Below are 12,397 nucleotides of genomic sequence, written 5' to 3' on the forward strand. Positions count from 1 at the left end.
TGGGCCCAGAAGTGTTTGAGCTGGTCGAGCTGTTCCTGCTCTTCAAGGTCGAGATGGTTGGCCATGTGCGTGAGGGAGATGCGGAACCGGCGATTGTAGGCGGGTGGCTGGGGTGAATCAGGCGCTGCGCAAGCCGGCCGCCCAGGCGGCCGGATCGGTCAGCGGCTGCAGCGTCTGGGCCGCCGGAGCCTGCCCTTCGGCGGGTGCGCGCAGCGGCTTGACGGCGACCATGCCTTGGGCCAGTTCCTGTTCGCCAAAGATCAGCGCGAAACGGGCGCCGCTGCCGTCGGCCTTCTTGAACTGGGACTTCATGCTGCCCATGCCCTCGGCTCCACCCGCGTGCATCTGCACGTTCACACCCCGGCGGCGCAGTTCGCGCAGCAACTTCATGACCTGCGGCAACGCCGCTGCGTCGGGCACCACGGCGTAGGCGTCGGGCACCGGCTGCGCGGGCAGCTTGCCTTGTTCCTTGAGCAGTTCCAGGATGCGTTCCATGCCCAGCGCCCAGCCCACGGCCGGCGCAGCCTTGCCGCCGATCTGCTCGAACAGTCCGTCGTAGCGACCACCAGCGCACACCGTGCCCTGCGAGCCCAGCTGTGTGGTGACGAACTCGAACACCGAGAGGTTGTAGTAGTCCATGCCGCGCACCAGGCGCGGGTTGATGCGGTAGGCGACGCCCTGCGCATCCAGCAGCGCGCGCAGGCGGTTGAAATGCTCCAGCGATTCGGCGCCGAGAAAATCCATCAGGTGCGGCGCGCCGTTGACCATGGCCTGCATGGCCGGATTCTTGGTGTCCAGGATGCGCAGGGGGTTGCTGTGCAGGCGGCGTTTGGCGTCTTCGTCCAGCAGGTCCGCGTGCGACTCCAGGTAGGTGATCAGCGCCGCGCGGTGCGCCAGGCGTTCGACCGGCTGGCCCAGGCTGTTGATCTCCAGCTCGATGCCTTCCAGACCCAGCTCGGCCCAGAGGTCGCAGGCCAGCACGATCAGCTCGGCGTCCACGTCCGGCCCGGCAAAGCCCAGCGCTTCGGCACCGAACTGGTGGAACTGGCGGTAGCGGCCACGCTGCGGGCGCTCGTGGCGGAACATGGGCCCCATGTAATACAAGCGCTTGCCGCCGTCGTAGATCAGCGAATGCTCGACCGCGGCCCGCACCACGCCGGCGGTGTTTTCCGGGCGCAGCGTCAGCTGCTCGCCGTTGAGGCGGTCTTCGAAGGAGTACATCTCCTTCTCGACGATGTCGGTCACCTCGCCCAGGCCGCGGATGAACAGCGCGGTCGGTTCGACAATGGGGGTGCGCAGGTTGCGGTAGCCGTAGCGCTGCATCAGCGTGCGCAGCTTGTCTTCCAGCCACTCCCAGTGGGCGGACACGGGGGGCGCGATGTCGTTCATGCCTTTGACGGCACTGAGTTTTTCTGCCATGGATGCTTGTCAGGTGAAGGCGCGGCCCAGGCCGCACCGGGGGTCAGGCGGGGGTGCCGAACCGTTTTTCAATGTAGTTTTCAACGATGGTCTGGAACTCGCGGGCGATGCCGGTGCCGCGCAGGGTCATCGCCTTTTCACCGTCGATGAACACCGGTGCGGCCGGCGCCTCGCCGGTGCCCGGCAGGCTGATGCCGATGTCGGCGTGCTTGCTCTCGCCAGGGCCGTTGACGATGCAGCCCATCACGGCCACCTTCATGTTTTCCACGCCGGGGTATTTGCTGCGCCAGACCGGCATGGACGAGCGCAGGTAGTCGTCGATCTGTTTGGCCAGTTCCTGGAAAGTGGTGCTGGTGGTGCGCCCGCAGCCTGGGCAGGCGGTGACGCTGGGCACGAACATGCGCAGCCCCAGCGACTGCAGGATTTCGGAGGCGATCACCACCTCCTGCGTGCGCGCTTCGCCCGGCTGCGGCGTGAGCGAGACGCGGATGGTGTCACCAATGCCCTGCTGCAGCAGCACCGACAGCGCCGCAGCCGAGGCCACCGTGCCCTTGGTGCCCATGCCGGCCTCGGTCAGACCGAGGTGCAGCGGGTTGTCGCAGCGCTGCGCCAGCTCCTGGTACACGGCGATCAGGTCCTGCACACCGCTGACTTTGCAGGACAGCGTGATCTGTTCGCGCCGCAGACCGAGGGACTCGGCATCGGCGGCCGACTCCAGCGCCGAGGTGATGAGCGCCTCGTACATGACCTGGCGCGCCTCCCACGGCTGGGCGCGCTGCGAGTTCTGGTCCATCAGGCGGGCCAGCAGTTCCTGGTCCAGGCTGCCCCAGTTCACGCCGATGCGGATGGCCTTGTCGTGGCGCGCGGCGATCTCGACCATCTGCGCGAACTGGCGATCGCCCTTCTCGCCCTTGCCCACGTTGCCGGGGTTGATGCGGTACTTGGACAGCGCCTCGGCGCAGGCCGGGTGGTCGCTCAGCAGTTTGTGGCCGTTGTAGTGGAAGTCACCGATCAGCGGGACGCTGATGCCCATGCGGTCCAACTGCTCGCGGATGTGGGGCACGGCCGCGGCGGCTTCGTCGTTGTTGACGGTGATGCGCACCAGTTCAGAACCGGCCAGCGCCAGTTCCTTGACCTGGATGGCGGTGCCGATGGCGTCGGCCGTGTCGGTGTTGGTCATGGACTGCACGCGCACCGGCGCATTGCCACCCACCGTGACGCGGTTCGATCCCCAGACCACCACGCCCTGGCGGGAGCGGCGCGGCCGTGCTTCACCCAGCGGAATGGGCGAACCCTGATCGGAAACGTTGACGGCGGTGTCCATGGTCACTTCACCTCGAAACGGGCCACGCTGTTGCGGGCGAAGGGAGCCGTGTCGAACGGCTTGCCGCGCACGGTCACCAGCGCAGCGTCGGAGCGGCCGAGCAACACGGTGTAGGGCGGTGCGGTGGAAAAATCGATCACGTCACCGGTTTTGAGCATGCGTTTGACCACCACGCTGCCCGAACCGTTGACCACCTCGACCCAGGAATCACCGGTTGCGGTGATGCTGAGCAGACTGCCCGCAGCGGCGGCAGGCGCCGTGGTGGACGAAACCGCCGCGGGGGCTGAGGCGGTGGCGGTGGTCACAGCCGCGGACGGAGCTGCCACAGCAGACGCACTGACCACCGCGGCCACTGGGGGGATGGGCATTGTTGCGGCGGACACCGGTCCGGCTGGCACCGCGTCGCTCGCCCCAACGGCAGCAGGCGCCACGGACGGCACCACCGGCGCAGCCGCGTCAACCGATGGGCCTGTGGTAGCCGGCGCGGCATCGGTCGCCAGCGCCGGAGCATCGGCCGCGGCGCCGGGCGGTGGCATCACCGCGTCGGCCAGCGGCGCGACCTCTCGCTGAGGCAGGAACACGAGCACCAGCGCGCCCAGCAACAGGGCGATCGCGGCCAGCACCGCCGGGCGCGACAACCAACCCATGGCGTTGAGCGGCGCCGGATCGCCCGCTCCCTTGAACGGCGCATTGATCGCCTGCGCCGAATCGCCCAGCGGTGGCCGGTTACCCAAGGGAATCTGGGCCAGCACCGGCACCGGGTCGACCTTGAGCTGGCGGCACGCACTGGAGGCCAGCGCGCGTGCAAACGTCAGGTCAGGCAACTCCTCGTAGCGCCCGGCTTCAAGCGCCTCGAGCTTTTTGACCGGCACCTTCAAAGCGGCCGCCAGTGCGGCGATGTGCAGACCAGCCGCCTCGCGCGCCTGGCGCAGCAACACGGGGCGGTCCACGGTGACCGCGGGTTCGGCGACAGGGGGATTCAAGGGTTCACTCATCAAAAGCTCCGCGCTGGTAAGCCGTCCACTCGCGCGACTTGGGGTAGCGGCGCGAGAGCTGCTGCGCCAGCTGCTCGGTGGCCTCGGTGTTGTTCAGACGGCGTTCGACCTTGATGCCCAGCCACAGCGTCTCGGCGTTGGCCAGTTCGGAGTTGTTCAGGCGGCGGATGTAAAACTGCGCCCGGGTGTACTCGCCGCGGCGGTACAGCAGCGAGGCCAGGTTGTAGCCGGTGATGGGGTTGGCCGCGTCGAGCTCGTACGAGCGGGAAAAACTGCCCTCGGCCTCAGAGAACTGCCCGATGCGGGTCTGACAGATGCCCTTGGCCATCAAGGTCTTGGCCTGACCACCGTACACCGGGCTGGCCAGCGCACGCTGGAAGAAGCCGATGGCCTCGACATGGCGGCCCTGCTGACAAGCGAACCAGCCGTAGTTGTGCAAGGCGTCGGCGTCGCGTGGGTTCAGTTGCAAGGCACGGCGGAAACTGTCTTCGGCCAGGCCGGTCTCGTTCATGCGCATGTACACCAGGCCGCGCAGCACGTAGGCCGAGGGGTAGCTCGGGTCGGCCACCAGCGACTGCTTGATCTCGTCCAGCGCCACCGTGGTCTGGCCGTTTTCAAAGTAGTTGGAGGCCAGCTCCAGTCGGATGCGAGCGCGCTTGCGGGCTTCCGGCTCGTCCGATTCGGTCACCGGTTCGCTGGACGCCGCGGCCGCCGAGGGCGCCCCTGCGCCTCCCGCACAGCCCGACAGGCCAGCCACCACCGCCCAGCCGCCCGCAGCCAAGAGCAGCCGCCTCCCCCAACGGTCCGGAGTCAGGGTCGCGGCGACCGAACGGAGGGTCTTCGTCATGGCTGCTGGTCCTTGGTAGTGCCCGCGGCGGGTGCCACGAAGCGGATGGGTTGTTCGTTCACGCGCCGTTGCGACAGGCGCCGCGCGGCGTCGGTGCGGTCCAGCACGTCACCGGCCAGCTGGCCACACGCGGCGTCGATGTCATCCCCACGCGTCTTGCGCACGGTGGTGACCACCCCGCCCTCATTGAGGATGCGGCCGAAGGCCAGCACCACCGGGCGCGGTGAACACTTCAGGCCCGAGTCCGGGAAGGGGTTGAAGGGAATCAGGTTGATCTTGCACGGCACGCCGCGGCCGCCGTGGTTTTTGACGAGCTGCAGCAGCTGCTGCGCGTGCTCGGGCTGGTCGTTCACGCCGTCGAGCATGCAGTACTCGAAGGTGATGAAATCGCGCGGTGCGGCGGGCAGGTAGCGCAGGCAGGCGTCCAGCAGCTCGGCGATCGGGTATTTGCGGTTGAGCGGCACCAGCCCGTCGCGCAGCGGGTCGTTGGGCGCGTGCAGCGACACGGCCAGCGCCACCGGGCAGTCCTTTGCCAGGCGGTCGATCATGGGCACCACACCCGAGGTTGAGACCGTCACGCGGCGGCGCGAGAGGCCATAGCCATGGTCGTCCAGCATCACGCGCAGCGCGGGCACCAGCGCGTTGTAGTTCTGCAGCGGCTCGCCCATGCCCATCATCACCACGTTGGTGATCACACGCTCGGACGTCTTCAGGTGCTTGCGCAGGAAATGCTCGGCGTGCCAGAGCTGCGCCAGGATCTCACCCGTGGTGAGGTTGCGCGAAAAGCCCTGGTGGCCGGTGGAACAGAAGCGGCAACCCACGGCACAGCCGGCCTGCGAGGAAATGCAGAGCGTGCCGCGGTCGTCTTCGGGGATGAACACGGTCTCGACGGCGTTGCCGTCACGCACATCGAACAGCCACTTGATGGTGCCGTCGGCCGAGTCCTGGCGCGAGAGCACGGGCAGATCGTCGATGCTGCAGACCGCCGGGAGCTTTTCGCGCAGGCTCTTGGCGAGATCGGTCATCTCGTCGAAGCGCGCAGCCCCCTTTTGGTGGATCCAGCGAAACAGCTGGACGGCGCGGAAGCGCTTCTCGCCCAGCTGTTCGCAATAGGCGGCCAAGCCCTCGAGATCGAAGTCGAGCAGGTTGACCGTCATGTCATGGTGTTCGCGCGGATCAGCGCGAGTACACGTTCATGCCGGGGAAGAAGAAGGCGACTTCCACAGCGGCTGTTTCAGGAGCGTCGGAGCCGTGCACGGCGTTGGCATCGATGCTGTCGGCGAAGTCGGCGCGGATGGTGCCGGGAGCAGCCTTCTTGGGGTCGGTGGCGCCCATCAGGTCGCGGTTCTTGGCGATGGCGCCTTCGCCTTCCAGGGCCTGGATCATCACCGGGCCGGAGATCATGAAGCTCACCAGGTCCTTGAAGAAAGGACGCTCTTTGTGCACGGCATAGAACTGCTCGGCTTCGCGCTGCGACAGGTGGGCCATCTTGGCGGCCACGACCTTCAGGCCGGCGGCTTCGAAACGGGCGTAGATCTGGCCGATCACGTTCTTGGCGACGGCGTCGGGTTTGATGATGGAGAGGGTGCGTTCGATGGCCATGGTGTTCCTTGAATTGTTGGAAAAAAACGGATTCTTGCAGCGGGCCGCAAAGCCTTTGATTCTACATTGCCCGCGTGAATTTCAGAGCGTGAAGAGCCGCGCCGAGTTCCACGGCGCGTTGGCTCAGCGCCCGCCCGAGCGGCGGCGCGGCGGGCCGGCCGGCCGCTTGCCCGCCTGGTCGCGCTGGCGCTGCAAGGCGTCCTGCCCGATGTAGCCAAAAGACGTCTTCATCGGATCGGGCTGCTGCGTTCCGGACGATCCGCGCCCTGCCCCACCCTTGCCCGCGCCGGCCTTGTTGCCGGTGGGCGCAAACATGCTGCTGCGCCGCACGTCGGGCGCATCTCCGCGGCTGCCGGCCGGGTTGCCATAGGAGCGGCCGCCGCTTTTGGCGGCCGGCTTGGGCGCCGTTTTGCCCCGCAGCGGACCCGGGCGCCCCGACGGACGCGGCGCGCGCTCGGTGGCGGCCGGCATGCCGGCGGCAGACGTCAGCCGCTCGATGTCACGCTCATCCAGCTCCACCCACACGCCGCGCTTGAGACCGCGCGGCAGCATCATGGCGCCGTAGCGGATACGGATCAGGCGGCTCACCGCGTGCCCGACCGCCTCGAACATGCGGCGTACCTCGCGGTTGCGGCCTTCGCCGATGGTGACGCGGTACCAGCAGTTGGCGCCTTCGCCACCGCCGTCTTCGATGCTGGCGAACTGCGCCATGCCATCGTCCAGCCGGACGCCGTCGAGCAGGCGCTGCTTCTCATCGTTGGACAGGGCGCCGAGCACGCGCACCGCGTATTCGCGCTGCAGGCCGAAACGCGGGTGCATCAGCCGGTTGGCCAGTTCGCCCGAATCGGTGAGCAGCAGCAGGCCTTCGGTGTTCAGGTCCAGCCGGCCAACCGACTGCCACTTGCCCTGGTACAGGCGCGGCAGGCGGCGGAACACGGTGGGGCGGTTCTGCGGGTCGTCGTGCGACACCACCTCGCCCGCGGGCTTGTGGTACGCCAGCACGCGCGGGGGCGGCGGCGTCATGCGCACGCGCACCGGCTTGCCGTTGACCTTGATCACATCGCCGTACTGGATGCGCTGACCCACGTGGGCCGGCTCGCCGTTGACCGAAATGCGGCCTTCCAGGATCAACTGCTCCATCTCCAGCCGCGAGCCCATGCCGGCCTGGGCCAGCACCTTGTGCAGCTTGGGCGACTCGGCCTGCGGCGCGAGCACGCGCTTGGTGGGCACGGGCAGGTCCTGCGACTGCTCGGCATCGAAGGCGCCACTGACGACGTCATCGAACCGCAGGTCGGACGTTTCGTCCGCCTGCGGGACTTGCGCTGGCTGGTCTGGCACGCCCGACAGGTCAGGCGTTGTTTTCTTCGGGTGCGGCACCGTTGTCATGGAATTCCTGTGGCGCCGCGTCGGGCGATGGTTCGTCAAAAGGGATGGCCTGGGTGTGCGGATCGGCTTCGGCCGCGCTCACGGCGGGCGCGTCGTCGCCCTCGACAGGGTCGGCCTGCAGGCTGCCAGCGAGGGCTTCAAAGTCCAGCCGGCCCAGCGCCGACTCCTGCACGTCGCTGCTGTCCAGCGGCGGCAGCTGGTCCAGCGAAGCCAGGCCCAGGTCGTCCAGAAACTGCCGCGTGGTCGCAAACAGGGCTGGCCGGCCGACCGTTTCTCGGTGGCCGATCACCTCGATCCAGCCCCGGTCTTCGAGTTGCTTGAGCAGCAGCGAGTTGATGGTCACGCCGCGGATGTCTTCCATGTCACCGCGCGTGACCGGCTGGCGGTACGCGATGATGGCCAGCGTTTCCAGGGTGGCGCGCGTGTAGCGAGGCGGCTTCTCGGGGTGCAGACGGTCCAGGAAGGTCCGCATCTCGGGCCGGCTCTGGAAACGCCAGCCGCTGGCCACCTGCACCAGCTCGACACCACGCCCGGTCCACTCCTGCTGCAAATCGGCCAGCAGGGTTTTGATCGTGTCGGGTGCGAGTTCGGCATCGAACAGCACACCCATGTCGCGCACCGACAGCGGTTGGGGCGCGCAGATCAGGGCCGTCTCGAGGACGCGGCGGGCATCCGTGGTGTTCATCGAATGAAGGGATCAATAACCGGAGCAACCGGTGCGGACAGAGCGTTGGGGCGGAGGGCCGCTGCATCCACAGCGGGGGCGGCAAGGGAGCCGCACATGGGATCGTGCAACAGACGGCACAGAAACCGGGCCGGTCGGGTCATCGCCGCTGCGGGGCAGACCGGTCGGGATTGCAAGCATCCCAAAACCCTTGATTGTAACGGAGGCCCGCCAGTGCCACACCTTGCAGCATGTCGGGCGGGGGTTCGGCCGCAAAAGCCAGGCGTTCACCCCCGATCGGATGCGCCAGCTGCAGCCGAGCGGCGTGCAGGGCCTGGCGGGTCAGGCCGTGCTGGGGCTTGCCGCCGTAGACCGCATCCCCCACCAGCGGGTGCCCCAGCCAGGCCATGTGCACGCGGATCTGGTGCGTGCGCCCGGTGTGCAGCTTGCACGCCACCAGCGTGTGGGTGTCGTGGCTGTCGAGCACCCGCACCGTGGTCTGTGCCACTCTTGCACCCGTGGTCTCGGGCTTGAGCACCGCCATGCGCAAGCGGTTGTGGGGGTCGCGCCCCATGGGCTGGTCCACCAGCACCTCCTCGGCGCCGGTCCAGCGGCCGTGTGCCAGCGCCAGGTATTCGCGCTGCACCTCGCGCGCAGCGATGGCACGCACCAGCGCATCCATCGCGGCCCGGCTGTTGGCCACCAGCATCAGGCCCGACGTGTCCTTGTCCAGCCGGTGCACGATGCCGGCGCGCGGCAGGCTGGCAGCGCCCGCGTGGTGGGCCAGCAGGCCATTGAGCAAGGTGCCGCTCCAGTGCCCGGGCGCGGGATGCACCACCAGGCCAGCCGGCTTGTGGATGACCAGCAAGTGGGCGTCTTCGTGCAGCACGACCAGCGCCATGGGCTGGGGCACAAAGGCCATGGCCTGCGGCGTAGGCCTGAGCTCCACCTGCAAAGCCTGCCCCACCTGCACCCGCGCGGCGGGCTTGACCACGGGCTGGCCGCGCACCTGCACCGCGCCATCGGCCATGAGCTGCTGCAGATAGGAACGCGAGAACTCCGGGATCAGCTGCGCCAGCGCCTTGTCGATGCGCCAGCCGTGCATCTCGGGCGGCACCTCACAGGTGCGGGTTTCGCTCTCGCTGGCCCAGTCCTCCTGGGCGGCCGCCAGTGCGCCATCGGCCTCAGGTAAAGACCCCGGCGGGGTGGCGGGCTGGACACCCCCCGTCGATATAATTTCTGCGGTCAATCCCGTGATCCCGTTGTAAAGGTATGCCTTGATGCTTGGTTCCAGATTATCGGTCGTGCCGCTGTGTGCGTTGTGCGTGGCACTGACCCTGACCGGCTGCAACACCACTCCCGTTGACCAAACCGCCGGCTGGAGCCCCAATCGCCTCTACAGCGAAGCCACCGACGAACGCAATGCGGGCGCCTACGAAAAGGCGATCGCGCTGTACGAGAAGCTCGAAGGCCGTGCGGCCGGTACCCCGCTGGCGCAGCAGGCCCAGCTGGACAAGGCCTACGCCCAGTACAAGTCGGGCGAGCAGGCCCAGGCTCTGGCCACCCTCACCCGCTTCGTGCGCCTGCACCCGGCCAGCCCGGCCATGGACTACGCGCTGTACCTGAAGGGCCTGGTCAACTTCAACGACAACCTCGGCCTGTTCGGCTCCATCGCTCGGCAGGACCTCTCAGAGCGCGACCAGAAGGCGGCCAAAGAATCGTTCGAAGCCTTCCGCGAACTGGCCACCCGCTTCCCGGACTCGCGCTACACGCCCGACGCCCGCAGCCGCATGGCGTACATCGTCAATTCGCTGGCCCAGTACGAGGTGCACGTGGCGCGGTACTACCACAGCCGTGGCGCCCATGTGGCGGCCATCAACCGTGCGCAGCAGGCGCTGAGCGACTACCCCCAGTCACCGGCGCTGGAAGAAGCGCTGTTCATCCTGATGCGGTCGTACGACGCATTGGGCATGACCCAGCTGCGGGACGACACGCGCCGCGTGATGCTGGCCAACTACCCCAAGAGCGAATACCTCTCGCAAGGCTTCAAGAGCGCTGACAGCGCCTGGTGGAAGCTCTGGTGAGATCGCGCCCCCTGGGTGCGCGCACGGCCGCAGCGGTTTTGTTTTTTGGACAACACCCCGGCCGTGTAGTCATTCATGGTTACCATTGAACGCGTTCTTGCACACACCGCCGTCCGATCGCCCCATGTCCAAAGGCTACCGCATACACGCGTCCACCGGCATCCACCGGGGTGACCGCGACTACCAGCAGGATCAGGTCTGCCTGCTGCACCACCCGCGCCAGACGGGTTGCCTGCTGGCGGTGGTGGCCGACGGCATGGGGGGACGCAGCGGCGGACGCAAAGCGTCCGACCAGGTCATGCTCACGGCACGGCAGCTGTTCGAACGCTACGACCCGGAGACCGACGATGCCTCGGCCATGCTGCGCCAGATCGTCGAAGAGTCGCACCTGGTGATCAAGCTCACCGCGGTGTCGGCCGAGCAGGAACCGCACAGCACGATTGCCGCCTTCCTCATCAACCCGGGTGGTGACAACCACTGGATCCACGCCGGCGACTCGCGCATCTACCACTTCCGCAACGGCAAGATGGTGTTCCGCACCATGGACCACTCGTATGTGCAGACCCTGGTGAACCAGGGCGAGATCAGCGAGGAGGAGGCACTGGACCACCCGCACTCGAACATCCTGATGGGATGCCTGGGTACCGACAACGACCCGCCGGTGGACCTGCATGTGGTTCCTCAGGCCGGGCCGGGTGATGCGCTCATGGCCTGCAGCGATGGTGTGTGGCACTACTTCTCGCCCGACGAACTGGCCAGCACCATCGCCATGCTCTCGCCACGCGAGGCCTGCGAATTCCTGATCCAGAAAGCGCGTTCACGCGCCAAGGGCATGGGCGACAACCTGTCGATGGTGATCGTCAAATTCGACCCGCTGACCTGATCGAGGCGGTCGGCGCTGGGTCACGGGGCATACCCAGCCGCCGCCCCTTGCGCGGCAGACGCCGTACCGCAGACGAGCCAAGCTCAGGTCAAACCGGTGTCGACCGTGCGGTGCTCCAGGGCCAGATACTCCGCCGACTGCATTTCGCTCAGACGTGAGACCGTGCGAGGAAACTCGTGCGACATCGGTCCTTCCAGGTACAACTGATCGGGTTGTACGGCGGCCGACATCACCAGTGTGACGCGGCGGTCGTAGAGCACGTCCACCAGCCAGGTGAACCGCCGGGCCTCGGACGCCTGGCGCACCGCCATCTGCGGCACGTTGGACAGCAGCACAGTGTGAAACTGCGTGGCGATTTCCAGGTAATCGTTCTGTGAACGCGGCCCACCGCACAGCGTGCGGAAATCGAACCAGATGACGCCACCGGCACGCCGGATGGAGCGGATCTGGCGAGCCTCGATGTGCATCACCGGGTCTTCGTCGTGCGCTTCAGCCAGCTCGCTGAAGGTTTTTTCCATGGCGGCATCGGCCACCTCGCCCAGCGGGCAGTGGTAGAGCTCGATGTGCGTGAGCGTGCGCTGGCGGTAATCGGTGCCGTTGTCCACATTGAGCACTTCGAGCTTCTGTTTGAGCAGCTCGATCGCGGGCAGGATGCGGTCGCGGTGCAGACCGTTGGGGTACAGCCCGTCGGGGTGGAAATTGGAGGTGGTGACGAAGCCCACGCCGGCCTTGAACAGGGCGTCCAGCAGGCGGTGCAGGATCATGGCGTCGGTCACGTCGGCCACGTGGAACTCATCGAAGCAGATGAGCTTGTAGCGCTTGGCCATGCGCAAACCCAGTTCATCCAGCGGATTCACCGTGCCCTGCAGTTCGCGCAGCTCGCGGTGCACCTCGCGCATGAACTCGTGGAAGTGCAGCCGTGTCTTGCGCCGGATCGGGACCGCGTTGAAAAAGCAGTCCATCAGAAAACTCTTGCCGCGCCCCACCCCCCCGAACATGTAGACGCCGCGCGGAATCTCGGGCTTGACGAACATCTTCTTCAGCGCGTTGGAGCGCTTCTGCTTGTAGTTCGTCCAGTCGACGGCACACCGCTCCAGCGCGTCGATGGCACGCTGCTGGGCGGGATCGGTGGTGTAGCCGCGCTCCTTGAGCTCGGCTTCGTAGGCGGCGCGGACCGACAAGGCGAACCCGGG

At 67.2% G+C, this 12,397-nt stretch carries 12 protein-coding genes; 2 read left to right on the forward strand and 10 right to left on the reverse strand.

The window, feature by feature from the left end:
- Positions 1-117 precede the first annotated feature (117 nt).
- From hisS to ACR2JA_RS11265, 9 genes are all read right to left on the reverse strand, one after another.
- Positions 118-1,419, reverse strand: a complete 1,302-nt coding sequence (gene hisS / locus ACR2JA_RS11225) for a histidine--tRNA ligase (protein WP_434009163.1) — start codon at positions 1,417-1,419, stop codon at positions 118-120.
- A gap of 43 nt (positions 1,420-1,462) precedes the next feature.
- Positions 1,463-2,743 carry a flavodoxin-dependent (E)-4-hydroxy-3-methylbut-2-enyl-diphosphate synthase gene (gene ispG / locus ACR2JA_RS11230; RefSeq protein ID WP_434009164.1) on the reverse strand — a complete coding sequence of 427 codons (1,281 nt, stop codon included), beginning with the start codon at positions 2,741-2,743 and terminating at the stop codon, positions 1,463-1,465.
- Between the two features lie 2 nt (positions 2,744-2,745).
- On the reverse strand, positions 2,746-3,726 hold the full coding sequence (locus ACR2JA_RS11235; RefSeq protein ID WP_434009165.1) for a helix-turn-helix domain-containing protein: 981 nt from the start codon (positions 3,724-3,726) through the stop codon (positions 2,746-2,748).
- Positions 3,727-3,730: 4 nt separating this feature from the next.
- On the reverse strand, positions 3,731-4,585 hold the full coding sequence (gene pilW, locus ACR2JA_RS11240) for a type IV pilus biogenesis/stability protein PilW (RefSeq protein ID WP_434009166.1): 855 nt from the start codon (positions 4,583-4,585) through the stop codon (positions 3,731-3,733).
- The gene (rlmN, locus tag ACR2JA_RS11245; protein ID WP_434009167.1) at positions 4,582-5,742 is read right to left on the reverse strand and encodes a 23S rRNA (adenine(2503)-C(2))-methyltransferase RlmN; all 1,161 of its coding nucleotides are present in this window, start codon (positions 5,740-5,742) and stop codon (positions 4,582-4,584) included. The genes pilW and rlmN overlap by 4 nt, the downstream gene beginning before the upstream one ends.
- A gap of 19 nt (positions 5,743-5,761) precedes the next feature.
- Entirely contained in the window at positions 5,762-6,187 is a 426-nt protein-coding gene (gene ndk / locus ACR2JA_RS11250; protein ID WP_434009168.1) for a nucleoside-diphosphate kinase, read from the reverse strand.
- Positions 6,188-6,310: 123 nt separating this feature from the next.
- A complete protein-coding gene (locus ACR2JA_RS11255; protein WP_434009169.1) occupies positions 6,311-7,573 on the reverse strand; it encodes a pseudouridine synthase in 1,263 nt (420 codons plus the stop codon).
- The gene (gene scpB, locus ACR2JA_RS11260) at positions 7,536-8,258 is read right to left on the reverse strand and encodes an SMC-Scp complex subunit ScpB (RefSeq protein WP_434009170.1); all 723 of its coding nucleotides are present in this window, start codon (positions 8,256-8,258) and stop codon (positions 7,536-7,538) included. The genes ACR2JA_RS11255 and scpB overlap by 38 nt, the downstream gene beginning before the upstream one ends.
- Before the next feature lie 139 nt (positions 8,259-8,397).
- Positions 8,398-9,486: an RluA family pseudouridine synthase gene (locus tag ACR2JA_RS11265; RefSeq protein ID WP_434009171.1), complete on the reverse strand. Its 1,089-nt coding sequence runs from the start codon at positions 9,484-9,486 to the stop codon at positions 8,398-8,400.
- A 31-nt stretch (positions 9,487-9,517) separates the two neighbouring features.
- Between ACR2JA_RS11265 and ACR2JA_RS11270 the strand changes: the two genes are divergently transcribed.
- Positions 9,518-10,321, forward strand: coding sequence for an outer membrane protein assembly factor BamD (locus ACR2JA_RS11270; protein ID WP_434009172.1), 804 nt, complete (start codon positions 9,518-9,520; stop codon positions 10,319-10,321).
- 124 nt (positions 10,322-10,445) lie between these two features.
- The gene (locus tag ACR2JA_RS11275) at positions 10,446-11,204 is read left to right on the forward strand and encodes a PP2C family protein-serine/threonine phosphatase (RefSeq protein ID WP_434009173.1); all 759 of its coding nucleotides are present in this window, start codon (positions 10,446-10,448) and stop codon (positions 11,202-11,204) included.
- An 83-nt stretch (positions 11,205-11,287) separates the two neighbouring features.
- Here ACR2JA_RS11275 and zapE read toward each other — a convergent pair whose 3' ends face one another.
- Positions 11,288-12,385 (reverse strand): cell division protein ZapE, encoded by a 1,098-nt coding sequence (gene zapE / locus ACR2JA_RS11280; protein ID WP_434009174.1) that lies wholly within the window; start codon positions 12,383-12,385, stop codon positions 11,288-11,290.
- Positions 12,386-12,397 lie beyond the last annotated feature (12 nt).

The organism is Hydrogenophaga sp., from assembly GCF_051007235.1.
Classification (GTDB): domain Bacteria; phylum Pseudomonadota; class Gammaproteobacteria; order Burkholderiales; family Burkholderiaceae_C; genus Hydrogenophaga.

What these genes read in the sequence shown, in the direction of transcription:
- pilW (WP_434009166.1), bottom strand. Translation starts at nt 4,585, where the DNA reads ATGACGAAGACCCTCCGTTCGGTCGCCGCGACCCTGACTCCGGACCGT.
- ACR2JA_RS11275 (WP_434009173.1), top strand. Translation starts at nt 10,446, where the DNA reads ATGTCCAAAGGCTACCGCATACACGCGTCCACCGGCATCCACCGGGGT.
- hisS (WP_434009163.1), bottom strand. Translation starts at nt 1,419, where the DNA reads ATGGCAGAAAAACTCAGTGCCGTCAAAGGCATGAACGACATCGCGCCC.
- ndk (WP_434009168.1), bottom strand. Translation starts at nt 6,187, where the DNA reads ATGGCCATCGAACGCACCCTCTCCATCATCAAACCCGACGCCGTCGCC.
- scpB (WP_434009170.1), bottom strand. Translation starts at nt 8,258, where the DNA reads ATGAACACCACGGATGCCCGCCGCGTCCTCGAGACGGCCCTGATCTGC.
- ACR2JA_RS11255 (WP_434009169.1), bottom strand. Translation starts at nt 7,573, where the DNA reads ATGACAACGGTGCCGCACCCGAAGAAAACAACGCCTGACCTGTCGGGC.
- rlmN (WP_434009167.1), bottom strand. Translation starts at nt 5,742, where the DNA reads ATGACGGTCAACCTGCTCGACTTCGATCTCGAGGGCTTGGCCGCCTAT.
- ACR2JA_RS11270 (WP_434009172.1), top strand. Translation starts at nt 9,518, where the DNA reads ATGCTTGGTTCCAGATTATCGGTCGTGCCGCTGTGTGCGTTGTGCGTG.
- ispG (WP_434009164.1), bottom strand. Translation starts at nt 2,743, where the DNA reads ATGGACACCGCCGTCAACGTTTCCGATCAGGGTTCGCCCATTCCGCTG.